This window comes from Sphingobium sp. TomMM35A (assembly GCF_054771735.1).
Genome location: NZ_BSRC01000001.1, coordinates 295,587 through 318,447, shown reverse-complemented (window position 1 = coordinate 318,447; position 22,861 = coordinate 295,587). Strand labels below are relative to the sequence as shown.

General features: G+C 62.4%; 25 protein-coding genes and 1 tRNA gene. 20 read left to right on the top strand and 6 right to left on the bottom strand.

Features of this window, described 5'->3' with window-relative positions:
* Nucleotides 1-90: 90 nt before the first annotated feature.
* Nucleotides 91-1,290, bottom strand: coding sequence for an ADP-forming succinate--CoA ligase subunit beta (sucC, locus tag ACYU8T_RS01690; protein ID WP_461158312.1), 1,200 nt, complete (start codon nt 1,288-1,290; stop codon nt 91-93).
* Nucleotides 1,291-1,427: 137 nt separating this feature from the next.
* Nucleotides 1,428-1,763 (bottom strand): hypothetical protein, encoded by a 336-nt coding sequence (locus ACYU8T_RS01685; protein WP_461158311.1) that lies wholly within the window; start codon nt 1,761-1,763, stop codon nt 1,428-1,430.
* A gap of 63 nt (nt 1,764-1,826) precedes the next feature.
* On the opposite strand from ACYU8T_RS01685, the gene ACYU8T_RS01680 reads away from it, so the two are divergent.
* The gene (locus ACYU8T_RS01680; RefSeq protein WP_461158310.1) at nt 1,827-2,225 is read left to right on the top strand and encodes a low affinity iron permease family protein; all 399 of its coding nucleotides are present in this window, start codon (nt 1,827-1,829) and stop codon (nt 2,223-2,225) included.
* 15 nt (nt 2,226-2,240) lie between these two features.
* On the opposite strand, the gene ACYU8T_RS01675 is transcribed toward ACYU8T_RS01680, so the two are convergent.
* Complete coding sequence (locus ACYU8T_RS01675; RefSeq protein WP_097091092.1) at nt 2,241-2,420, bottom strand: hypothetical protein; 180 nt, start codon at nt 2,418-2,420, stop codon at nt 2,241-2,243.
* Nucleotides 2,421-2,693: 273 nt separating this feature from the next.
* Between ACYU8T_RS01675 and ACYU8T_RS01670 the strand changes: the two genes are divergently transcribed.
* The 4 genes from ACYU8T_RS01670 to ACYU8T_RS01655 are packed head-to-tail and all read left to right on the top strand — an operon-like array spanning nt 2,694 to nt 6,867.
* Nucleotides 2,694-4,079 (top strand): glycosyl transferase family protein, encoded by a 1,386-nt coding sequence (locus ACYU8T_RS01670; protein ID WP_461158309.1) that lies wholly within the window; start codon nt 2,694-2,696, stop codon nt 4,077-4,079.
* Nucleotides 4,080-4,135: 56 nt separating this feature from the next.
* The gene (locus ACYU8T_RS01665; protein ID WP_461158308.1) at nt 4,136-5,131 is read left to right on the top strand and encodes a hypothetical protein; all 996 of its coding nucleotides are present in this window, start codon (nt 4,136-4,138) and stop codon (nt 5,129-5,131) included.
* A gap of 60 nt (nt 5,132-5,191) precedes the next feature.
* Nucleotides 5,192-6,106, top strand: a complete 915-nt coding sequence (locus ACYU8T_RS01660) for a sulfite exporter TauE/SafE family protein (RefSeq protein WP_461158307.1) — start codon at nt 5,192-5,194, stop codon at nt 6,104-6,106.
* A gap of 38 nt (nt 6,107-6,144) precedes the next feature.
* Nucleotides 6,145-6,867, top strand: a complete 723-nt coding sequence (locus tag ACYU8T_RS01655) for a TIGR02186 family protein (protein WP_461158306.1) — start codon at nt 6,145-6,147, stop codon at nt 6,865-6,867.
* 3 nt (nt 6,868-6,870) lie between these two features.
* Here the strand turns inward: ACYU8T_RS01655 and ACYU8T_RS01650 are convergent, their stop codons facing one another.
* Nucleotides 6,871-7,302 carry a DUF488 domain-containing protein gene (locus ACYU8T_RS01650; protein WP_097091088.1) on the bottom strand — a complete coding sequence of 144 codons (432 nt, stop codon included), beginning with the start codon at nt 7,300-7,302 and terminating at the stop codon, nt 6,871-6,873.
* 81 nt (nt 7,303-7,383) lie between these two features.
* Between ACYU8T_RS01650 and ACYU8T_RS01645 the strand changes: the two genes are divergently transcribed.
* From ACYU8T_RS01645 to ACYU8T_RS01605, 9 genes are all read left to right on the top strand, one after another.
* Entirely contained in the window at nt 7,384-8,379 is a 996-nt protein-coding gene (locus tag ACYU8T_RS01645) for an aspartate carbamoyltransferase catalytic subunit (protein ID WP_461158305.1), read from the top strand.
* On the top strand, nt 8,376-9,599 hold the full coding sequence (locus ACYU8T_RS01640; protein WP_461158304.1) for a dihydroorotase: 1,224 nt from the start codon (nt 8,376-8,378) through the stop codon (nt 9,597-9,599). The genes ACYU8T_RS01645 and ACYU8T_RS01640 overlap by 4 nt, the downstream gene beginning before the upstream one ends.
* Before the next feature lie 57 nt (nt 9,600-9,656).
* A tRNA-Trp gene (locus tag ACYU8T_RS01635) sits at nt 9,657-9,732 on the top strand.
* Between the two features lie 168 nt (nt 9,733-9,900).
* Complete coding sequence (gene secE, locus ACYU8T_RS01630) at nt 9,901-10,107, top strand: preprotein translocase subunit SecE (protein WP_066529257.1); 207 nt, start codon at nt 9,901-9,903, stop codon at nt 10,105-10,107.
* A 57-nt stretch (nt 10,108-10,164) separates the two neighbouring features.
* Nucleotides 10,165-10,701, top strand: coding sequence for a transcription termination/antitermination protein NusG (gene nusG / locus ACYU8T_RS01625; protein ID WP_097091085.1), 537 nt, complete (start codon nt 10,165-10,167; stop codon nt 10,699-10,701).
* 249 nt (nt 10,702-10,950) lie between these two features.
* On the top strand, nt 10,951-11,382 hold the full coding sequence (gene rplK / locus ACYU8T_RS01620) for a 50S ribosomal protein L11 (protein WP_167301861.1): 432 nt from the start codon (nt 10,951-10,953) through the stop codon (nt 11,380-11,382).
* A gap of 3 nt (nt 11,383-11,385) precedes the next feature.
* On the top strand, nt 11,386-12,084 hold the full coding sequence (gene rplA / locus ACYU8T_RS01615; RefSeq protein ID WP_097091083.1) for a 50S ribosomal protein L1: 699 nt from the start codon (nt 11,386-11,388) through the stop codon (nt 12,082-12,084).
* Between the two features lie 230 nt (nt 12,085-12,314).
* The gene (locus ACYU8T_RS01610) at nt 12,315-14,060 is read left to right on the top strand and encodes a DEAD/DEAH box helicase (RefSeq protein ID WP_461158303.1); all 1,746 of its coding nucleotides are present in this window, start codon (nt 12,315-12,317) and stop codon (nt 14,058-14,060) included.
* Between the two features lie 42 nt (nt 14,061-14,102).
* Nucleotides 14,103-15,638: a cryptochrome/photolyase family protein gene (locus ACYU8T_RS01605; protein WP_461158302.1), complete on the top strand. Its 1,536-nt coding sequence runs from the start codon at nt 14,103-14,105 to the stop codon at nt 15,636-15,638.
* Nucleotides 15,639-15,641: 3 nt separating this feature from the next.
* Here the strand turns inward: ACYU8T_RS01605 and ybaL are convergent, their stop codons facing one another.
* On the bottom strand, nt 15,642-17,282 hold the full coding sequence (gene ybaL, locus ACYU8T_RS01600; protein WP_461158301.1) for a YbaL family putative K(+) efflux transporter: 1,641 nt from the start codon (nt 17,280-17,282) through the stop codon (nt 15,642-15,644).
* A 227-nt stretch (nt 17,283-17,509) separates the two neighbouring features.
* A complete protein-coding gene (locus ACYU8T_RS01595) occupies nt 17,510-17,881 on the bottom strand; it encodes a hypothetical protein (RefSeq protein WP_461158300.1) in 372 nt (123 codons plus the stop codon).
* A gap of 218 nt (nt 17,882-18,099) precedes the next feature.
* Between ACYU8T_RS01595 and rplU the strand changes: the two genes are divergently transcribed.
* From rplU to ACYU8T_RS01565, 6 genes are all read left to right on the top strand, one after another.
* The gene (rplU, locus tag ACYU8T_RS01590) at nt 18,100-18,396 is read left to right on the top strand and encodes a 50S ribosomal protein L21 (RefSeq protein WP_097091078.1); all 297 of its coding nucleotides are present in this window, start codon (nt 18,100-18,102) and stop codon (nt 18,394-18,396) included.
* 30 nt (nt 18,397-18,426) lie between these two features.
* Nucleotides 18,427-18,696 carry a 50S ribosomal protein L27 gene (gene rpmA, locus ACYU8T_RS01585; protein WP_007683600.1) on the top strand — a complete coding sequence of 90 codons (270 nt, stop codon included), beginning with the start codon at nt 18,427-18,429 and terminating at the stop codon, nt 18,694-18,696.
* A 273-nt stretch (nt 18,697-18,969) separates the two neighbouring features.
* A complete protein-coding gene (locus ACYU8T_RS01580; RefSeq protein WP_461158299.1) occupies nt 18,970-19,545 on the top strand; it encodes a GNAT family N-acetyltransferase in 576 nt (191 codons plus the stop codon).
* A 115-nt stretch (nt 19,546-19,660) separates the two neighbouring features.
* A complete protein-coding gene (gene obgE / locus ACYU8T_RS01575; protein ID WP_097092699.1) occupies nt 19,661-20,758 on the top strand; it encodes a GTPase ObgE in 1,098 nt (365 codons plus the stop codon).
* A gap of 51 nt (nt 20,759-20,809) precedes the next feature.
* On the top strand, nt 20,810-21,940 hold the full coding sequence (proB, locus tag ACYU8T_RS01570; RefSeq protein WP_461158298.1) for a glutamate 5-kinase: 1,131 nt from the start codon (nt 20,810-20,812) through the stop codon (nt 21,938-21,940).
* A gap of 6 nt (nt 21,941-21,946) precedes the next feature.
* Nucleotides 21,947-22,861 carry an NAD-dependent epimerase/dehydratase family protein gene (locus ACYU8T_RS01565; RefSeq protein ID WP_461158297.1) on the top strand — a complete coding sequence of 305 codons (915 nt, stop codon included), beginning with the start codon at nt 21,947-21,949 and terminating at the stop codon, nt 22,859-22,861.

Here is a 22,861-nt window from a genome sequence, read left to right as displayed (position 1 = left end):
CCACAGCCCGCATATGCGGACAAGGACGCAGGCGGCCCTCAAAAGACCGCCTGCGCCCCATGGTGTCTGTTCAAATGGCTGGAAAGTGCCTCAGGCTGCCTTCCTCACTTCCGCCACGATCTTCTTGGCTGCGTCGCCCAGGTCGTCCGCAGGGACGATCGCCAGGCCCGACGAGGCCAGAATGTCCTTGCCCTGCTGGACGTTGGTGCCTTCGAGGCGCACGACCAGCGGGACCGAGAGGTCAACTTCCTTGGCGGCGGCAACAATGCCCTCGGCAATGATGTCGCACTTCATGATGCCACCGAAGATGTTGACGAGAATGCCCTTCACCGCCGGGTCCTTCAGGATGATCTTGAAGGCCGCGGTCACCTTCTCCTTGGAAGCGCCGCCACCGACGTCCAGGAAGTTGGCGGGGAATTCGCCGTTCAGCTTGATGATGTCCATCGTCGCCATGGCCAGGCCAGCGCCGTTCACCATGCAGCCGATATTGCCGTCCAGCTTGATGTAGGCGAGGTCATATTCCGAAGCCTCAACCTCCGCCGGATCTTCCTCGGTCAGGTCGCGCAGTTCGGCGATGTCCTTGTGACGGAACATGGCGTTGCCGTCGAAGCCGACCTTGGCGTCCAGCACCAGCAGATTGCCCTGCTCGGTCAGAGCCAGCGGATTGACTTCGATCTGCTCGGCGTCGGTGTCGAGAAACGCGGCGTAGAGCGACGAGGCGACCTTGGCGGCCTGCTTCGCCTGATCGCCGGTCAGGCCCAAAGCGGCCGCGACCGAGCGGCCATGGTGCGGCTGGAAACCGGTTGCAGGGTCGACGGTGAAGGTATGGATCTTCTCCGGGGTCGAATGAGCGACCTCTTCAATGTCCATGCCACCTTCGGTCGAAACAACAAAAGCGATGCGGCTGGTGGCGCGATCGACCAGCAGGGCGAGGTAGAATTCCTTCGCAATGTCGGCGCCGTCGGTGATGTAAAGACGGTTGACCTGCTTCCCCGCTGCGCCGGTCTGGATCGTGACCAGCGTGTTGCCGAGCATGTCGGCCGAGTGCGCCTTCACTTCGTCCAGGTTGAAGGCAAGGCGAACGCCGCCCTTCGCTTCAGAGGCCAGTTCCTTGAACTTGCCCTTGCCGCGACCACCAGCGTGGATCTGCGACTTCACGACATAAAGCGGCCCAGGCAGCTTCTTGGCAGCTTCGACGGCCTCATCGACCGAGAATGCCGCGAAACCCTGCGCGATCGGCGCGCCATATTTCGCCAGCAATTCCTTCGCCTGATATTCGTGAATGTTCATGGGCTCGGCCCGTCCTTTCGCCTGAAAAGCTATTGGAGGGGCTAAAGCACATGGAGCCCTGTCACTCCAGCATCATTTCGCAAAACCACTTTGCAAAATTGCAAAGCTGCTGAACCGATATAATCCCGGCAGGAGGATCAGTCGAGCAGGGCGCAGGCAACCGCAGCCTTGCTGGTCACCGCGAATATCTCCGGATCCTCCAGCGCGCGCAGCTTGTAAAGAAACCGGTCGACCGTCAGATCGCCGATGTGCGAATTGCGGATCGAGGCGAGCGACTGGACCCGCCGCAGTTGCACCAAGCTCAACCGATCCACCATCCGCTCTGCCATGCAGCTGGCCATCCTTGGGGAAAGCCCCGCTTCTATCAGCCCCGTCCGCACTTTCGATTCGGGCGATACCGTCGCGCAAGAGGACAAGAACAGAGCCGCTGCGGGCAAGGTGAGCGCAAAGGCGCGGAGCGATATGGCCGTCATCGCTACTTCATGGCAATCACTGCATGAACGCAGGGTAAATAGATCGAAACGGGGTAGCCATTCATGGACAGGATTTTCGGAATCTTCGCGCATCGAATCGCCAGCTGGTCCGGCCAACCCCTCGCTTTCATACTGGCATCCGCGGTCATCATCGGCTGGATAGTGACGGGCCCATTCTTCCACTATTCCGACACGTGGCAGCTCATAATCAACACGAGCACGACGATCGTGACCTTTCTGATGGTGTTCCTGATTCAAAACGCCCAAAACAGGGATGGATCAGCCATTCAGGCAAAGCTGGACGAACTCATCCGCGCAGTCACGGACGCGCGCAACGACTTCATCGGCATCGAACATCTGACCGAAGCTGACCTTGAGCGGATCAAGACCGCGCTTGAGAAGGAATGCGGCCCCGACGCCGCGCACCACCAATCGCTGGAGCGATTGATCCGACGGCGATAGGTCCGGCCAAGCCGATCAATGCGCCGGGTTCACCAGGCGCGCATTCTCTTCGCGATATGCGTCGATCTGGTCACCATAGCCACGAGCCAGGCCTTCATACGCCGCCCGGCCCTTTTTGGACCGGCTCATCTGCGCTCGTATCAGTGACACCTGCTGCCTGTGCAGCAGGTAGTTGACATCCATCTCTCCGGTCATTCACGCCCTCCTACCTATCGCTCACGAGACTGGCTGGGGTGCCGCAACTCTTGTCGAGTCGTCTTTCCGGCAGTTGAGACGATAGCATCCCCCAAGCGATGCAACGATTCCATCCAACGCATCCTTGGAGCAGCTTGGCGGAAAACACACGAACGATGCTCCTTCAAGGGAATGGCGCCACTCTTTCAGCCTTTTTGAAAAAATGTTGACAAAGGTCTATGAAATGTAACGCTATTTTGCCAATCCCCTGCGCCAACTCGGGGGTTTCTCATCATGGCGCAATCGCTGGCCACGGTTTTAGTGGTCATCTACCAGGAGATTTTGCTGTTCGCGGTTGTCGGGCTGACCATTGGCGGCATCGACGATTTTCTGGTCGATATCATGTTTCTCGCGCGCCGCTGTTGGAGGAACATCGCGGTGTATTCGCGTCATCCACGCATGACGACCGCCACGCTGCCAGCCTCGTCAAGGCCCGGGACCATCGCCGTCTTCGTCCCTGCCTGGGGCGAAGCGGACGTGATCGGGCCTATGCTGCGCAATGCGCTCAGCCAATGGTCGATCGGACGCTATCGCATCTTCGTTGGCGTCTATCCCAACGACCTGGCTACCCTTGCAGCAGTCAACCCGATAGCGGATCAGGATGACCGGCTGGTCATATGCGTCAATGAACGCCCCGGCCCGACGACGAAGGCGGATTGCCTCAACGTCCTGTGGCGGACCATGCTGGAAGAGGAAGAGCGCACAGGCACGAAGTTCAAGGCGATTGTTCTCCACGATGCGGAAGACGTCGTGCACGCCGACGAAATCCGCCTGTTCGACCTGATGATCGACCGGTTTCAACTGGTACAGCTGCCGGTCCTTCCGCTGACGGGCGAAGGCGGGTGGTGGTCGCGCGCGATCGCCAACCATTACTGCGATGAGTTCGCCGAGAGCCACGGAAAATATCTGACCATTCGCGAAGCCATGGGCGCGTCCGTCCCCTCGGCCGGCGTCGCTTGCGCGTTTGAACGGCTGATGCTCGAACGCCTCGTAAATCCGGCAAATGGCGGGCCCTTCGATCCCGACTCCCTCACGGAAGACTATGAAGTCGGCCTGCGCATCAGGAATATGGGCGGGCGCGGCGTCTTCGTACGGATGCGCGACGCAGCAGGGGAGCTTGTCGCCACCCGGGAATATTTCCCGGACAGCCTGGACGGCGCCGTGCGGCAAAAGGCGCGCTGGATGGTGGGAATTTCGCTCGCCGGGTGGGACCGCATGGGCTGGCAAGGCGGCCTTGCAGAGTGGTGGATGCGCGTCCGCGACCGGCGGGCGGCGATTGCCGCCGTCATTCTCTTTGCTGCCTATGTCGCATTCCTGCTCTGGGGCTTGCTCGTCGTGGCACGCTGGCTGGGGCTTGAGGCCGACCACCGGCCATCCTCCGCTGTAGAGTTGCTCCTCTGGCTGAACTTCGCCTTCATGACTTGGCGTGCAGCCATGCGTGCCATCTTCGTGGGCCGTAGCTATGGCTGGATGCACGGCGTCGGAGCCATCCCCCGCGCGATCATTGCCAACCTGATCGCGATGCTCGCAGCACGGCGCGCAGTGTTTCTCTACCTCAAATCCTTGTTCGGAAAGCCGCTGGTCTGGGACAAGACGCAGCATCGTTTTCCCAATCTTTGACGGTCATCATGCACAGTATGACACGCGGACGACCCGTCCGTTTTTTTGCGATCCTCATGGCCGGCTGGGTATCATTGCGCATCGCCAGCACCGTGATGGGCGGAGATACGGCACCACCCTCACCATTGCAGCTGGAAGCGGTCGCTGCCGCCGAACTGGTCACGCCTCCGCTGCAACGAAAGGTATTGACGACCTCATCACCAATCCGCCCGTATTTTGCGCGATCGGCGGTGAGCAAGGGGGTCGTCGCTGCGGAAAAGGCGCCGATCACAAGGGCTGAAAGCGTAGGATCGAGACCCGAGGCAAGCTTTGCACCGCTAATGGCAGAAGCCGCTCAGCCCGACCAATCCCCTTCACCTGATCAACCGGCGCCGCCCGCATTTCCCATGTCTTCCCCGGCAAGCGCACAGGGTGATCGTTGGCGTGCCAGCGCTTGGATCCTCTGGCGCGAAGGCAGCGGAAACCCCCGAGACCTCGTCACCGCTGGCAGGCTCGGCGGATCGCAGGCTGGCCTTCGCCTCGACTATGACATGACGCCAGCAAGCATCAGCCGCACCGCCTTGTACGGCCGCCTGAGCAGCGCCCTCAATCGCCCCGCCTCGCCTGAAGGTGCGGTGGGTGTCGCTTGGCAGCCTGCAAGGTCTGTCCCGCTTACGATCGCTGCGGAACGGCGCATGGCATTGGGAGACGGCGCGCGCAATGCTAACGCGGTATTTGCGGTGGGCGGCTTCGGCCCCCGGCCCCTGCTCGGCAAGGTGGAAGCCCAAGCCTATGCCCAGGCAGGCATGGTGGGGTTCAACCGGCGCGATCTTTTCGCCGACGGCAAACTCTCCCTGCTGGCACCGGTGACCCGAACGCCGGTGCGTACGGGGATCAGTCTTTCAGGAGGCGCGCAGCCTCAGGTGGAACGGCTCGACATCGGGCCCGAAGTACAGCTCCGCCTGCCAATGCCTCGCGCAGCATCGCGGCTCAGCATAGAGTGGCGGGAGCGCGTAGCTGGCAAAGCCTCACCCTCATCCGGCCTCGCGGTGACGCTCGGCGGCGATTTTTAAGGCCGATCCAGCCCTCTACACCTTTATCTTGCCACCCGATCAGCCTAACCCTGCAGGCACATGGATCTCTACCTGCCTATCGCCAATCTATCGGTGAACGCGTTGGTGATCATAGCCCTTGGCGGTGTGGTCGGCCTGCTTTCCGGCATGTTCGGCGTCGGCGGCGGGTTCCTGACGACGCCGCTGCTCATCTTCTATGGCATCCCGCCCACCGTCGCGGCTGCATCTGCCGCCTCTCAAGTCACCGGCGCGAGCGTTTCAGGCGTGGTCACCCACATGGCCAGAGGCACGGTGGATTTCCGGATGGGCGGCGTCCTCATCGGGGGCGGCGTCATCGGCGCTGGCATTGGCGTGCTGCTGTTCCGGCTACTCCAGTCCATCGGACAGATCGATACGGCGATCGGCATCCTCTATGTGCTGATGCTTGGCGGCATCGGCATCTTGATGGCGAAGGAATCGATCCAGGCGCTCGTCATGCTGAAAACTGGCAAGCGTTTGCAAGCGCGCAAGCGCCGGCATCACCCCCTGGTCGCGGCGTTGCCCATGCGGTGGCGCTTCTATCGGTCCGGACTTTACATCTCTCCGCTCGCGCCTTTGCTGCTCGGCGTCGCGACCGGGATATTGACCACCCTCCTTGGCGTCGGCGGCGGCTTTATCCTTGTGCCCGCGATGTTGTACCTGCTCGGCATGACTACCCAATCCGTGGTCGGCACCTCACTGTTCCAGATCCTTTTCGTCACCATGGCGACCACCATGATGCACGCCATGACCACCAAGGCGGTCGATCTTGTCCTTGCCCTGCTGCTGCTGATCGGCAGCGTGACCGGCGCGCAGATCGGCACCCGCATCTCGATGACGGTGCGGCCGGAATATCTGCGCATATTATTGTCGGTGATCGTGCTGCTGGTCGCCGCGCGCATGGCGCTTGGCCTGGGCTTTCGCCCCGACGAAATCTACACGGTGGAAGTGCGTTGAGATCGCGCGTCCCTCTCGCTCTTCTTCCTGCCGTCCTTATGCTGGTCGGCGCGGCCGGGGAGCCGATGCTCGTCCCCGATGTCTCGCAACGGGAGGTCGAAATCCAGTACAGCTTCACCGGAGCCGACCTGCTGCTATTCGGCGCGATCGTCTATCCGGACGGGCGAATGCCCAGCAAGCCAGCGGATATATTGGTGGTCCTCAAAGGGCCCGACCAGTCCATCACGATGCGCGAAAAGCAAAAGGTCGCTGGCATCTGGGTCAATGCCGACAGCGCCCGCTTCCGATCCGCGCCCAGCTTCTATGCGGTCGCTTCGTCGCGCCCCATCGCGAAGCTGGTCGATGAACGAACGGCCGCCATCTACGAACTCGGCGTGGACAAGCTGCAATTATCCCCGTCCTCTCTCAACGACAGCGCGGAGCTGAACCGCTTCCAGGCCGGGTTGATCGACCTGCGCGAACGCACCGGCCTCTTCGCCGAGCATCAGGGTTCGGTCGAAATCACCGAAGGCGTGTTGTACCGCGCTCGCATCCCGCTCCCGGCACGTGTCATCGTTGGTGACTATACGGCGGAAACCTTCCTTGTGCAGGACGGCAGGGTCGTTGCCGCTGCCGTCCGCGACATCACCATACGCAAATCGGGGTTCGAGCGCTTCATGGCTGTCGCCGCCGAACGATGGTCCTTCCTCTACGGCCTCACCGCGATCCTGCTGGCCGTTGGCATGGGCTGGACCGCCGGAGCCATTGCCCGACGCCTCTGAAGATCAGGGCTTCAGGTCCACCCGCTCATCGTCGGGGAAAAGATATTCCAGCAGCAAGGAGCGATGGCATCCATCCGCCTCCCGCTCGAAACATAGCAGAGCAGTAGGCCGCTCTCCCGCCATCTCACGCAGTTGCTCCGCCTGTACGATGGCTTCAGGCAGGTCGAGCTGGCCCGAGTAAATCTCCCGCAGCTTCGCATGATTGCCCTTGCGCGCTGCTTCCCGGCCCTCGGCAGGCGTGCCCAGCGCCTTCAGCCCGACATAGTCGATCCCTGCCTCCTTCAACCCCGCCGCCAGGATGTTCTTGGAAAAGCCCGGCCGCCGCGACAGCGGAACCGCCCTTATGTCCGCCAGCAGCGTGACGCCCGCCTCCTGCAACGCCGCTATCAGCTCGGCCTGCGTAGCCCCTTCATACCCGATCGTGAAAATGCGCATGACATTGAGATAGGAAGGCGGCAGCGACTTCCAAGCTTCCTGCCTTGCCCTCTTTCCTGCCCTCGCCTAAAGGGTCCGTTCATGCCCGACATCACCGTTCCATCCGCCTCGCCCGATCTGACTGGCCGGGCGTTGTTCCCGCATCGGCATCTTCTCTCCATCGCCGACCTGAAGCCCTGGGAAATCCGCTTCCTGCTGGACGAGGCGGAACATTGGGCGAAGAGCAACAGAGGCGGCGCGCGCAAGCATGACGATCGGCTGGCGGGCATGACGCAGATCAACGCCTTCTTCGAAAATAGCACCCGCACCCTCCTGTCCTTCGAGATCGCAGGCAAGCGTCTGGGCGCGGACGTGGTGAACATGCATGCCGGGCAGTCGAGCGTGAAGAAAGGCGAAACGCTGATCGATACTGCCATGACGCTGAACGCCATGGCCGCCGACGTCATCGTCATCCGTCACGCCAGCTCGGGCGCGGTGGCGCTGATTGCCGACAAGGTGGACTGTCCGGTCCTGAACGCGGGCGACGGCTGGCACCAGCATCCGACGCAAGCGCTGCTGGATGCACTCACCATCCGCCGCCGCAAGGGCGGGTTCGAAGGTCTGGTCGTCGCCATCTGCGGCGATGTGCTGCACAGCCGCGTCGCTCGTTCCAACATGCTCTGCCTGGCGGCTTTGGGCGCACAGGTGCGCGCGGTCGCGCCCCCCACGCTGATGCCGCCGGAAGTCGAAATGCTCGGCGCCACGCCCTATAACCGCATGGACGAAGGTCTGAACGGCGCCGACGTCGTCATGATGCTGCGCCTTCAAAATGAGCGGATGGACGGCGCCTTCATACCCTCGCCGCGGGAATATCATATGCTCTACGGCTTGACGCCGGAACGCCTCGCCATCGCCAAGCCCGACGCGCTGGTCATGCATCCTGGTCCCATGAACCGGGGCGTCGAAATCTCGAGCGTGGTCGCCGACCATCCGGAACGCTCGGCCATCACGGAGCAGGTTGAAATGGGGGTCGCCATCCGCATGGCCTGCCTCGACGTTCTGACGCGGAGTGCGCGCGGCGTGGAGGGTTGGGTATGACAAAGATCGCCATCATCAACGGACAGCTGGCTGACCCCGCCACCGCCGACCTCTGTCCCGGCACGATCCTCATAGAAGGCGATCGCATCCTGGCCGCCGGCAACATCGATGTACCCGGCGACGCGGAACAGGTCGATGCCGCAGGCCTCGTAGTCGCGCCCGGCCTCATCGACCTGGGCGTGTTCGCAACGGACAAGCCCGCCTTCCATTTCGGCGGCATCACCCGGGCGGCGCTGATGCCCGACCAGTCCTCCATACTCGACGAGGCCGGGCTCATCCGTCAGGCCGCGCGCGCAGGCAAGCCCGACTTCTGGGTCCACCCCATCGCCGCAGCCACACGCGGCCTCAAGGGCACCGAACTCGCTGAAATCGGCATGATGCAGGCGGCGGGCGCAAAGGCCGTGGCCACCGGCCGTCAGTGGATCGCCGATTCCGGCGTCATGATGCGCGTCCTTGCCTATGCATCAGGCCTCGGCCTCACCGTCATCACCCATGCCGAGGATAGCGGGCTTGCGGGCAAGGCGGTGGCGACGAGCGGCGAAACCGCTACACGACTTGGCCTGTCCCACGCCCCCGCCAGCGCCGAAGCCATCGCGATTGCCCGCGACATCATGCTCGCGCGGGAAACCGGCGCTGCGGTCCACTTCCGGCTGGTGACGACGGAGGCAGGCTTCGACCTCATCAGGGCGGCGAAGGCAGAGGGGCTGAGGATCAGCTGCGGGATCAGCCCCGCTTATCTCTACCTTGCGGACAATGCCGTCACTGATTTCCGCACCTTTGCCCGCCTGTCCCCTCCGCTACGATCGGAGGATGACCGCAAAGCAGCCATCGCGGCGGTGGCTGACGGCACCATCGACGTCATCACCTCCAGCCATGATCCGCGCGGCCCTGAGGACAAGAGGCTCCCCTTCGCCGACGCCGCGCCCGGCATGGCGGGGGCGGAGACATTGCTCGCCCTGTCGCTCAACCTCGTGCGCGAAGGCCATCTCTCGATGACGCGCCTGATGACGTTGCTCAGCGCCAATCCGGCGCGCATCCTGGGCATCGACGCGGGCAGTTTCGCTAGCGGCAGCGCGGCCGACCTCATCTTCATCGATCCCGGCGCACCCTGGATCGTGGATTCCGCCAGGATGGCTGCGCAGGCAGGCAACACCCCCTTCAATCGCATGCCAGTGCAGGGCCGCGCCCGCCGGGTCATGAAGGGCGGGCTTTTCCTCTAAAGTTTCCTGCTTGCCCTCCCACGCATGCCACGCTAAAGCGCCCTCCTTCGCCGGCACAGGAGTGTAGCTCAGCTGGTAGAGCGTCGGTCTCCAAAACCGAATGCCGGGGGTTCGAGTCCCTCCACTCCTGCCAAGCAACTGGTCGCGATCCTTGATTTTTCAACGGTTCGCGGCTAGCTGCCCGAGCGAAGATGGGTCGCGAAGCCAGCGGCCGCACCCCGGGACGCCGACATGGCGGGGTCCGGAGGGCGGACTGTTGCTTCGCGCTTTGGTGTTTGTTCGAACGTTTTTTGAGGCAGTGATGGCGAAGGTTTCTCCGGGCGAATTCGTCAATCAGGTGAAGACCGAAGCGTCTAAGATCGTGTGGCCCACCGGCCGCGAAACGGTCATGACCGCGGTCATGGTCGGGATCATGACCACGCTGCTCGGCCTCTTCTTCTTCGGCATCGACACCTTCTTCGGCGCGGTCGTTCAGTGGCTGCTGAGCTTCGCTGCCGGACAGGCTTGAGTTTTTTATCTGCCGCGGTTTCCCGGGAAATCGCTTGTGGGAGTTTGAAACGGTAACATGGCGCGCTGGTACATCATCCACGCCTATTCGGGCTTCGAAAACAAGGTCAAGGAATCGATCCTGTCCGAAGCCGAGCGCATGGGCCTCTCCCAGCTGGTCGAGCAGGTGGAAGTCCCCACCGAGACCGTCACCGAGGTGAAGCGCGGCAAGAAGGTGCAGGTCGAACGCAAGTTCATGCCCGGCTACGTCCTCGCCAAGCTGGCGATGAACGACGACATCTACCACCTCGTCAAGAACACGCCGAAGGTGACCGGTTTCCTGGGTAGCTCAGGCAAGCCGCAGGCGATCAGCGAAACCGAAGCCGCCCGCTATTTCGGTGCGCAGAAGGCCGCCGAAGCCGCGCCCAAGCACAAGGTCAATGTCGATTACGAAATCGGCGACAGCGTCAAGGTGCTGGACGGCCCCTTCGCCAGCTTCAACGGCACGGTCGAGGAACTGGATTTCGAAAAGAACCGCGTCAAGGTGTCCGTGTCGATCTTCGGCCGCGCTACCCCGGTCGAACTGGACTTCGAACAGGTCGAACTGTCGAAGTAAATTATTCCCCTCTCCCGCAGGCGGGAGAGGGCAGCGAGACTTGGCGGCTCAGCCGCCTAGTCGCAGCGGTAGAGGGCATAGCCCCTCTCCAACCTACGCTAGCCAGAAAACTGGCAAGCTACGGTATCCTCTCCCCTGAAGGGGCGAGGATAATGCAGTGCGGGAGGCTTGCTCTTAGCAAGCTGTCTGACCGCTAAACTTGAACCGGTGGATTTGCCCGCAAGTCCGCCAGCAACAGAGTGAGTGAAAATGGCCAAGAAGATTACGGGCTATATCAAGCTCCAGGTGCCCGCTGGAGCCGCCAACCCCTCGCCGCCGATCGGTCCGGCGCTGGGTCAGCGCGGTGTGAACATCATGGAATTCTGCAAGGCGTTCAACGCCTCGACGGAAAAGATGGACAAGGGCACGCCGCTGCCGACCATCATCACCGTCTATGCGGACCGTTCGTTCAGCTTCGTCACGAAGCAGCCGCCCGCCACCTATCTCATCAAGAAGGCCGTCAACCTGAAGTCGGGCTCGAAGGAGCCGGGCAAGGTGACCGCTGGAAAGATCACCCGCGCACAGCTCGCTGAAATCGCCCAGGCCAAGATGGTTGACCTGAACGCGAACGACATCGACGCAGCGACGAAGATCATCGAAGGCTCCGCTCGCGCGATGGGCCTCGAAGTGGTGGAGGGCTAAGACATGGCAAAGCTGACGAAGAAGGCGAAGGCTCTCGCCGCTGCCGTTGACCGTGAAAAGCTGCACGGCGTCGATGAAGCGCTGGGCCTGATCAAGACCCACGCGACCGCCAAGTTCGACGAAAGCGTCGAAATCGCGATCAACCTCGGCGTTGACCCGCGTCATGCCGACCAGATGGTCCGTGGCGTCGTCACCCTGCCCGCAGGCACCGGCAAGGACGTCCGCGTCGCCGTGTTCGCCCGTGGCGACAAGGCCGAAGCCGCGACTGCCGCTGGCGCCGACATCGTGGGTGCCGAGGATCTGCTCGACAGCATCCAGGCTGGCAATATCGACTTCCAGCGCGTGATCGCCACCCCCGACATGATGGGTCTGGTCGGCCGTCTTGGTAAGGTTCTGGGTCCCAAGGGCCTGATGCCGAACCCGAAGCTCGGCACCGTCACCCCGAACGTCGCCGAAGCGGTCAAGGCTGCCAAGGGCGGTCAGATCGAGTTCCGCGTCGAAAAGGCCGGCATCATCCACGCCGGCCTCGGCAAGGCGAGCTTCTCGGCCGAAGACCTGCGCAAGAATTTCGACGCTTTCGTTGACGCAATCGTCAAGGCGAAGCCGTCGGGTTCGAAGGGCAAGTATGTGCGCAAGATCGCCCTGTCGTCCTCGATGGGCCCGGGCGTGAAGGTCGACGTGGCGGAAGTTGCTTCGGTCTAATTCTCGCTGACAAGCAATAAAGGGGCCGCCTTCCCTCTTTGCGGGGGAAGGCGGCCTTCTTATTTTGGGTATCCCGCCACCGGGGATTTCAGTCGCCTTGAACGACCCCAACAACGGTGTGAACTTCGGGGTGTGCGACCTGCATTCCGGGCTCCAGCAGCAGCCGGAGCACATAAGGTCATCCATGTATCCGTCGGGAATGGCGGGTCGCTTTACCGACGGAAAATATAATGTCTTTTGAACATCTACCCCCTCTCCTCTCGGACGCGCTGACGCGGAAAGGCTATGAAAGCCTGACCCCCGTGCAGGCCGAAGTCACCCAACCGGAAGCCGAAGGGCGCGACCTCATCGTTTCAGCGCAGACCGGCTCGGGCAAGACGGTCGCTTTCGGCCTCGCCATGGCGGGCGAACTGCTCGGCGAACAGATGCGCCTGCCCGTGGCCGGAAAGCCGCTTGCCCTCGCCATAGCTCCCACCCGCGAACTGGCGCTGCAGGTCAGCCGCGAACTGGAATGGCTCTACGGTGAAGCCCGCGCCCGCATCGCCACCTGCGTCGGCGGCATGGACGCCGCCAAGGAACGCCGCGCCCTCTCCCACGGCGCGCACATCGTCGTCGGCACCCCCGGCCGCCTGCGCGACCATCTTGAACGCGGCGCGCTGGACCTCTCCGACCTCAAGACCGTGATCCTCGACGAAGCGGACGAGATGCTCGACATGGGCTTCCGCGAAGATCTGGAGGAAATCCTCGACGGCGCGCCGGAAGGCCGCCGCACGCTGCTCTTCTCCGCCACCATGCCCAAGCCCATCGTGGCGCTCGCCAAGCGCTACCAGAAGGACGCGCTGCGCATCTCCACCGTCAGCGACGAACGCGGCCATGGCGACATCAGCTATCAGGCCGTGACCGTAGCGCCCGCCGATATCGAGAACGCGGTGGTCAACCTGCTGCGTTATCATGAAGCGGAAACCGCGATCCTCTTCTGCGCCACCCGCGACAATGTCCGTCACCTCCACGCCAGCCTGACCGAACGCGGCTTCGCAGCGGTAGCCTTGTCTGGCGAGCATAGCCAGAACGAGCGCAACCACGCCCTTCAGGCGCTCCGCGATCGCCGCGCCCGCGTCTGCGTAGCCACCGACGTCGCGGCGCGTGGCATCGACCTGCCCAACCTCAGCCTTGTCGTCCATGTCGAAATCCCGCGCGATGCCGAAACGATGCAGCACCGATCCGGCCGCACTGGCCGCGCGGGCAAGAAGGGAACGGCTGTCCTCATCGTCCCCTATCCCCGCCGCCGCCGCGTCGAATCCATGCTGCGCGGCGCGAAGATCCCGGTCGAATGGGGCACCCCACCCAGCAAGGAGGCGATCCAGCAGCAGGACAATGCCCGCCTGCGCGAGCGCCTGATGGAGCGTGCCGAGCTGGACGAGCAGGACTGGGCGCTCGGCGCCGAGCTTCTCGCCGAAAAGAGCCCCAAGGAAATCGCCGCCATGCTGGTGAAGAGCGCTCGCGCCGCCCTGCCCGCGCCCGAAGAATTGCTCGACGCCAGCGAAGCCCCTCCACGGCGCGACGGCCCGCGCCCCGGCTTCGAGGACACCGTCTGGTTCCGCATGGACATCGGCCGCCGCCAGAACGCCGATCCGCGCTGGATCCTGCCGCTCATCTGCCGCCGCGGTCACGTTTCGCGCCAGGACATTGGCGCCATCCGTATCGCCGCGAACGAGACGATGTTCGAAATCCCGTCCGCTATCGTTTCGCGCTTCATCGGCGCGGTCAAGCGTACCGGGGAAGCAAATGACGAGGGTGCGGACGTCGCTTTCGAACAGATCGAGGGCGCACCCCGGGAGGCCGCTCGCGAAAACCGCCGAGAAGGCCCACGCGGCAAGGGCCGCCCCAACGAAGGACGCGGACCCAAACCCGCTTATGGCGCCCGCCCGTTCAAGGGCGGTCCGCGCAAGGGAGGCCCTCGCAAACCCCGCGGATAGTTGCCACGGACACGGATGGGGGCTTCACGCATTAGCGCTATAATGAAGCCCCCTATCCTCATCCCGATCCTGGGCGATCAACTGGCGCCGGACATATCCTCGCTCGCCAAGGCTGATCCGGGAGACAGCGTCCTTCTGATGATGGAGGCGGCGGACGAAACCACCTATGTTCGCCATCACAAGGCCAAGATTGCCTACATCCTCTCGGCCATGCGCCACCATGCCGAACGGATGCGCGCACTTGGTTGGACCGTCGATTATGTCCGCCTCGACGACCCGGCAAACAGCGGCAGTTTCACCGGCGAAATCGCCCGCGCAATCGATCGCCACCAGCCCCGCGCCATCCACGTCACCGAAGCAGGCGAATGGCGCGTCCGTGCGATGCTGGAGGAATGGGAAGGCCGCTTCGCCCTGCCCGTCATGATCCACGAGGACGATCGCTTCTTGTGCTCCCATGCCGAGTTCGACACCTGGGCAGCCGCGCGCAAGCAACTCCGCATGGAATTCTTCTACCGCGACATGCGCCGCAAGACCGGCCTGTTAGTTGACGAAGAGGGCCAACCTGAAGGCGGCCAGTGGAATTTCGACGCCGAAAACCGCAAGCCTCCGCCCCAACGCGATCTACTGATGCCCCGCCCTCTCGCCTTCAAACCGGACGCAATCACCCGGAAGGTCATTGCATTGGTTGCGGAGCGTTTCGCCAATCACATCGGCTCGCTCGACCATTTCGCCTTTGCCGTCACCCACGAAGACGCCCAACGGCAGCAGGCGCGCTTTCTAGACGAAGCACTCCCCCGGTTCGGCGATTATCAGGACGCGATGCTCACCGGAGAGCCCTTCCTGTGGCACTCCATATTGTCCCCCTACATCAACAGCGGCCTGCTCGATCCGTTAGCCTTGGTGAAGGAGGTGGAGCAGCGCTATAAAGCAGGCAAGGTGCCGCTGAACGCTGCGGAAGGCTTCATCCGCCAGATCATCGGTTGGCGCGAATATGTGCGCGGCGTTTATTGGCATGAAGGGCCAGATTATGGCAGCCGCAATGCCTTGGAAGCCCGACGCGATCTGCCCGGCTTTTACTGGACTGGCGACACCGATATGCATTGCATGGCCCAGGCGATTGGCCAGACCATCGACCACGCCTATGCCCATCATATTCAGCGGCTGATGATCACGGGCAACTTCGCGCTGCTCGCCGGAATCGAGCCAATCCAGGTCCATGTCTGGTATCTGGAGGTTTATGCCGACGCCTATGAGTGGGTCGAGATGCCCAACACGCTCGGCATGGCGCTTTTCGCTGACGGAGGGCTATTGGGATCGAAGCCCTATGCGGCGGGCGGAGCCTATATCAACCGCATGTCGGATTATTGCCGCCATTGCCGCTATGACGTGAAGCAGCGGGTGGGCCAGGACGCGTGCCCCTTCAACGCCCTGTACTGGGACTTCCTCGCGCGTAACGAACGCAAGCTTCGCCAGAACCCGCGCCTCGGCATGCCTTATCGCAATTGGGAAAAAATGACCGAGGAAGACCGCGCCGCAATCCGGGATCAGGCGGCACGGTTCCTCAAAAGCTTAGGTTGACGTTCAGCCCGCGCCGGAAAGCTGGAGCATCCGCGCCGCCAATTCTCGTTCACCCATCACGACATGCGGCACGCCCATCCCTTCGAGATGCGCGACCTCCGCATCGCTGTGTGCCCGAGCGATCACCTGCAGCTTGGGGTTAAGATGCCGCGCATGCTCATGGATCGCGCCGCCCTCGAACCCTTCGGGTACTGCGATCAGCAATCGCCGCGCCTCGCAGATGCCTGCCGCCATCAGATGGCGGTCCTCCAGCGCGCTTCCCCGCACGACAGGGTGCCCTGCGTCCTCGGCCTCCTCTGCTCGCTCGACATCCGCCTCCAGAACCACGAAATGCGCTTTGCGTTCGGCTAGCCGTTCCGCGATCAACTTGCCGACACGTCCATAGCCGACCAGGATGACATGGCCGATATGCGGCCGTTGACGTGCCTTTTCCGCTTCTTCTTCCTCCTCGATCTCCTCCTTTTTATGTCCCCGCACGATCATCGAGAAGATGAAGGGGTTGAGGAAGATCGACACGATCGCCCCCGCTAGAATCAGGTCGCGTCCCTCCGCCGGAAGCACGCCAAGCCCCGTGCCTAGCGTCGCGAGGATGAACGAAAACTCGCCAATCTGAGCCAGGCTTGCTGCAATGGTCAGAGCCGTGTCACCTGGATATCCGAACGCACGCACTATCGCAAAGGCGGCAATGGACTTGCCGACGATGATGATCGCCACGGTGGCCAGCAGCGGTAGAGGCTGCTCGATCAGCACCGCCGGGTTGAACAGCATGCCAACCGATACGAAGAACAGCACGGCAAAGGCATCGCGCAATGGCAATGTCTCCTCCGTCGCCCGGCGGCTGAGCGGCGTCTCACCCAGGATCATGCCTGCGAAGAAGGCGCCAAGAGCGAACGACACGTCAAACGCGACCGCTGCGCCGAAGGCCACGCCCAGAGCGATGGCAAGCACCGCCAAACGAAACAGCTCGCGCGACCCCGTGTGAACCACCCAATGCAGCGCCCAGGGAATGACCCGGCGGCCCACAAGCAGCATCAAAGCCACGAACCCGGCAACCTTTAGCAAGGTGCTGAGGAGAGGTGCCAACAGATCGCCCATTCCGGCTGAAGCATCGGCGTTGTTCATTACCTTTGCCAGCGCGGGCAGCAGCACAAGCGCCAGCACCATCACCAGGTCTTCCACGATCAGCCAGCCCACGGCTATGCGTCCGCGCCGCGTTTCGACAAGGTCGGCTCCCTGTAGCGCGCGCAGCAGCACGACCGTGCTCGCCACCGATAGGGCAAGGCCGAACACGATACCGCCCATAACTGGCCAGCCCATATAGTGCGACAGCCCCAAACCAAGCAGAGTCGCGACCGCGATCTGCCCTATGGCTCCCGGCACCGCGATATTCTTAACCGACAGCAGGTCACGCAGCGAAAAGTGAAGCCCGACCCCGAACATCAGAAGGATGACGCCAATCTCGGCCAGTTCGTTAGCCAAGCTGGTGTTGGCTACAAAGCCTGGCGTGAAGGGGCCAACCATGATCCCGGCGATGAGATAGCCGACGAGCGGCGACAATTTGAGGCGATGCGCAACGGCGCCCATTATGAAAGCAACAACAAGGCCCGCGACGATTGTTCCGATCAGGGGCGTGTGGTGAGGCATAAACGTCCTTCCCTGTCTGCCGGCGGAGCGTTTATCGCCTCCACCGGCAGCATATCATATTTTCATTCTGCAACCGCCAGCATGGCGGCCGACAACAAGGCTCCAGCAGCACCCAGTCCAGCCAACACTGTGGGCATGAACCACCATGGCGGACGGCGTTTGCTGCGGCGCAACCGTCTCCGGACCATCAAAAAATCTCCTGTCCTGACGATTTAACGGAATATGCGTTAGATCAGGGCAGGTGGCGCGCGGGCGTGGAAGCCATTGGGAAAGTGCCTCTGCACGCGTTGCGTGATGGCAGGACTGGCTACGGGAAGCGGGCGCAACAGCCAGGCGACGACCAATATCGCCGTAGCGAAGACCACCCATTGTATGACCAAAGTCATGGGCGCAATGCTGTCATTGTCGCCTAGGGCGTTCACGCGCTCGCCAGGCGGGATCGACAGAGCCCGCGCTTTCAAAACTACGTCCGTAGTTGCCGGATTGAAGGCAGAACCGGTTATCTTGCTAGATGGGGGGCCCAGGGGGGTAAGGGCGCTCAACAACGCAACGCTGATCGCCATCCACAGGGTCAGCATGAAGAGCAGCCTGCCGCTCATGCTTTCTGTCCTGTCAGATTGGGGCATCATGCGCGGCGAGTTTCCTTCCGGGACCGAAGATAGGCTCTAGCCCGCGCAAAAACCACCCCCTAGAATGGGGCATCCCGGTTGACAGAAGCGAGTCAGTCCACTACCGGGCCACATTCCCGCGCGGGTCAACAGGACTTCATGTCCTCGACGATCTGCGTAAAGCAGATTTGAACGAGAAGAGAAGAGCCATGTTCGCAGTCGTGCGCACGGGCGGCAAGCAGTATCGCGTCGCCGCCGGAGACAAGATCGTCGTCGAGAAGCTGGCCGGTGAGGCTGGTGACAAGGTGACGTTGGATGACGTCCTGTTCGCCGGCGAAGGCAGCGACGTGAAGGATGCCAGCAAGCTGACCGTCGCCGCGGAGATCATCGCGCAGGCGAAGGGCGAAAAGGTTATCGTTTTCAAGAAGCGTCGTCGGCATAACTACCGCCGCCGCAACGGCCACCGCCAGAATCACACGATCCTGAAGATCGTGTCGATCGCCTGAGCCGCAGTCCAGTTTCGAGGAGTTTGAGTCATGGCACATAAAAAAGCTGGCGGTTCATCGCGTAACGGTCGCGATTCAGAATCGAAGCGCCTTGGCGTGAAGAAGTTCGGCGGTCAGGAAGTGATCGGCGGCAACATCATCATCCGCCAGCGTGGCACCCGCGTATATCCTGGCCGCAATGTCGGCATGGGTAAGGACCATACCCTCTTCGCCCTTGGCGAAGGTCGCGTGGTATTCCACACTGGCAAGCTCGGCCGCAAATATGTGTCGGTCGATGCGATGGCTGAAGCAGCCGAATAACGGACGATCAATGACGGATCGTCCCTCATCATCGGGGCGATCCTTCCGGAGAATGGTTTCAAGCCGTCTCCGGTAATCCGAGGGAAATAAGGGGCGCCCCATCAGGGAGCGCCCCTTTTTCTGTTCGGCGGCACCTCCCCTCATTTTCCCTCAAACCTCTGGAACCCTGGGGCTTCTCGCGCGTCATGCGGGCGGGGCTCAGCCAGAGGAAGAAGTCGTCAAGCCGTAACTTTTTGCGGCCATTGGCGTGTCGATCAGAGGAGAGATTTTAAAATGTTCGCCCGCACCCCCCGTTTGCTCCTGAGACCCGGTTGGATGGAAGACGCATTCGCGCTGGCCGAGGCGTTCGGCGATCCGGCGGTTCTGCGCAACCTGACCCGGGCCCCGGCGTCCTACGGCATTGATGACGCGCGCCACTTCCTCTCGCTTCCCCAGGACAACTGCCTGCCAAGCCTTCTGGCCTTTTCCCGCACCCGCGGCGCCCCGCGCCTTGTCGGCGGCTGCGGCGTTCACTTGGGTGAAGATGGCACGCCGGAGCTGGGTTACTGGATAGCACGACCCTATTGGGGCCTCGGCTTCGCGACCGAGGCGGCGCGCGCTGTATTCAGTATGGCACGGGCTGCGGGCGTCAGTGGAATTCAGGCCGTGCATTTTGCCGATAACCCTGCATCGGGCAACGTCCTCCGCAAGATCGGTTTCCGCCATACGGGCCGGGTCGAGCAACGCTATAGTCCCGCGCGGGGCACAATCGCCGATTGCCTGATCTTCGAAGAAGGTGTGGCCGGACGAATGACGATCGACCCGGCCATGGACCTTTATGAGGATGCACTGCCCGCACTCGCGGCCTGAATGAAAGGCGTGGACGGCGTTTCTATACGCCGTCCACGCTGGTGAATTGTCAGTTTGAGGTCGACAGCAGACGGCGAGGTTTAATTCCGCACCATAAGCGGCTATGGGCCAGCCCATGCATTTTCTGGATCAGGCGAAGATTTACATCAAGTCCGGCTGGGGCGGCCCCGGCGCGGTCAGTTTCCGGCGTGAGAAATATGTCGAATATGGCGGGCCCGACGGCGGCAACGGCGGCAAGGGTGGAGATATTATTTTCGAAGCGGTAGCCGGCCTCAACACCCTGATCGACTTCCGCTACACACAGCATTTCAAGGCACAGCGCGGCCTGCCGGGCGCAGGCAAGAATCGTTACGGCGCGGGCGGTAATGATCTGGTCATCAAAGTGCCTGTCGGAACGCAAATCCTGTCCGATCCCCAGCCCATAGAGGGGACGGAGGACGAGGATGGTTATCCGGAATATGAGGAACAGGAACTGCTCGCCGACTTCACCGAGGTAGGGCAGCGCCTCGTCTTTTTGCGCGGCGGCGACGGCGGCCGTGGCAACCTGTCCTACAAAACAAGCACTAACCGTGCGCCGCGACAGCATGGAACCGGTTGGCCGGGGCAGGAAATGTGGGTGTGGCTGCGCCTCAAACTGCTCGCTGATGTCGGCTTGGTCGGCATGCCGAATGCGGGCAAGTCGACCTTTATCAATCAGGTGACTAATACCAAGGCGAAGGTTGGCGCTTACGCTTTCACCACGACCAAGCCACAGCTTGGAGTCGTCACACATCGTGACCGCGAATTCGTGCTGGCGGATATCCCCGGCCTGATCGAGGGCGCGGCGGAAGGCGCGGGCATTGGCGACCGGTTTCTGGGCCATATAGAGCGCTGCCGGGTGCTGCTGCATCTGATCGATGCCACCGGAGACGATCCGGTGGAACAATTCCGCATCGTGCAGGACGAACTGGAGGCCTATGGCGAAGGGCTGGCCGACAAGCCGCAGATCGTAGCGCTCAACAAAGGCGATCTTCTCGGACAGGAGTTGATGGACGACCTCGCAGCTCAGCTTCACCGCGAGGCTGGCGTTGAGAAGATATTTATCATCTCCGGCGCCACCGGCGAAGGTGTGCAGCCACTGTTGGATGCCGTGCTGCCGCTGCTGCAACAGGACAAGCCGGACAAGGAGGAGGAGACGGGCGATGAAGGCGACTCCACATGGTCGCCGATTTGACAGCCCATTGTTCCGCATTTCCTCCTAGCGTTACCGAACGGAACTGATCCAGTGACTCCCCCTTCGTCAGGTTTCCCTCCCTCCCAGATAAGGCGGCTGGTCATCAAGATCGGTTCGGCCTTGCTCGTGGATGGAAACGGAGAGGTCCGCGAGGCTTGGCTCCGCACGCTGGTGGAAGATGTGGCTGCGCGCAAGGCTGCGGGGCAGCAGATCATCATCGTATCGTCGGGCGCCATCGCCCTGGGCGCGCGGCGGCTAAAGCTGCCTAAGGGCGGGCGCGGCAGCCTGGAGGATGCGCAGGCCGCAGCGGCGACGGGCCAGATTGCGCTATCTCAATGCTGGGCGCGCCTGTTGCAGGATAAAGGCATCACTGCCGCCCAGATGCTGGTGACGCTGGACGACCTTGAACATCGGCGGCGCTATCTCAACGCGTCGGCAACTCTGGAACGGCTGATCACGCTGGACGTCGTACCAGTCGTCAATGAAAATGACAGCGTCGCGACGGCCGAAATCCGTTTCGGCGACAATGATCGTCTGGCAGCGCGCATCGGACAGGCAGCACGGGCTGACGCAGTCGTGCTGCTTTCCGACGTTGACGGGCTTTACACCGCCAATCCGCATGTCGATGCGAGCGCCATGCTGATAGAGACAATCGAGCGCATCGATGCGCGGATCGCGGGAATGGCGGACAGCGGTTCAGCCTCAGGAATGGGGTCCGGGGGCATGACGTCCAAAATAGAGGCGGCGCGGATCGCGACCGGGGCTGGGGCCCATCTCGCGATCATATCCGGGAAGGTCGATGCACCGCTGTCTCATTGGTCGAATGAGGGCAAGGGATCGATCTTCATCGCCGCGCCAGCAAAGCGAGCCCGGAAGGGATGGCTGGCGGGGCGCCTCACCGTTCGCGGCCGCATCGTCATCGACGCGGGCGCGGAAAAGGCTTTGGACCGCGGCAACAGCTTGCTGCCCGCGGGTGTGGCCCAGATTGAAGGCAGCTTCGTGCGGGGGGATGTTGTCGACATCGTCGCGCCCGACGGCCGGGTGATCGCCCGGGGCCTCAGCGAATATGACAGCGAGGAAGCGGCGCGGATCGCGGGCAAGCGGAGCGAGGATATCGCGGCTCTGCTTGGGCATCTTCCGCGATCGGTGCTTGTTCATCGCGATCAGATGGCGATGGTCTGACATCCCATGAAATTACGTATTGCCATGACGGGCGCGACAGGTTTCGTCGGCGCCGAAACGCTGAATCAGGCTCTTGAAGCTGGTCATCATGTGACGGCTATCACCCGAAAGGCGCAGCCGCCTCGCGCCCGGCTGAAATGGGTGCATGGCTCGCTTGAAGATCGCGCGGCGCTCAACACGCTTGTGCGGGACGCTGATGTGGTGATCCATATTGCGGGTGTCGTGAACGCCCCGGACCGCGACGGCTTCGAGGCTGGCAACGCTCGTGGCACCATGGCGGTGGTCGACGCCATGCGGCAGCGGGGTGTGCGGCGGCTGGTTCATGTATCGTCCTTGGCCGCGCGCGAGCCGAAGCTGTCTGGCTATGGCTGGTCGAAGGCTTTAGCGGAGCGTCATGTCAAGGCTAGCGGCCTTGATTGGACGATCGTGCGGCCGCCCGCGATTTACGGGCCTGGCGATCGGGAAATGCTGGAACTGTTCCGCATGGCCAAGCGCGGCATCATGCTGCTGCCTCCCGGTGGACGGCTGTCGCTGATCGAGGTGAGCGATCTTGGCCGGTTGCTGCTGCGGCTTGCTGGCGAGACGGAAATCAGTCTCGCCCACTGTTACGAGGCGGATGATGGCACGCCCGGAGGGTGGGACCATCTGGACTTTGGGCAGGCTGTTGGCCGCGCGGTCGGCAAGGATGTGCGAACCTTTGCCACCCCGAACTGGGCATTGGGCCTGGGTGCCCGGCTGGACCGCATTCTACGGGGCAAGGGTGCAAAGCTCACACAAGATCGTGTCAGCTATTTCTGCCATCCCGACTGGGTAGTAACGAAGCGCAAGCAGCCTCCCAAGAAGCTGTGGGTGCCCCAAGTGTCTACCGAGGAAGGCCTCAAGGCGACCGCCGAAGCCTATCGGGTCAAAGGTTGGCTCTGA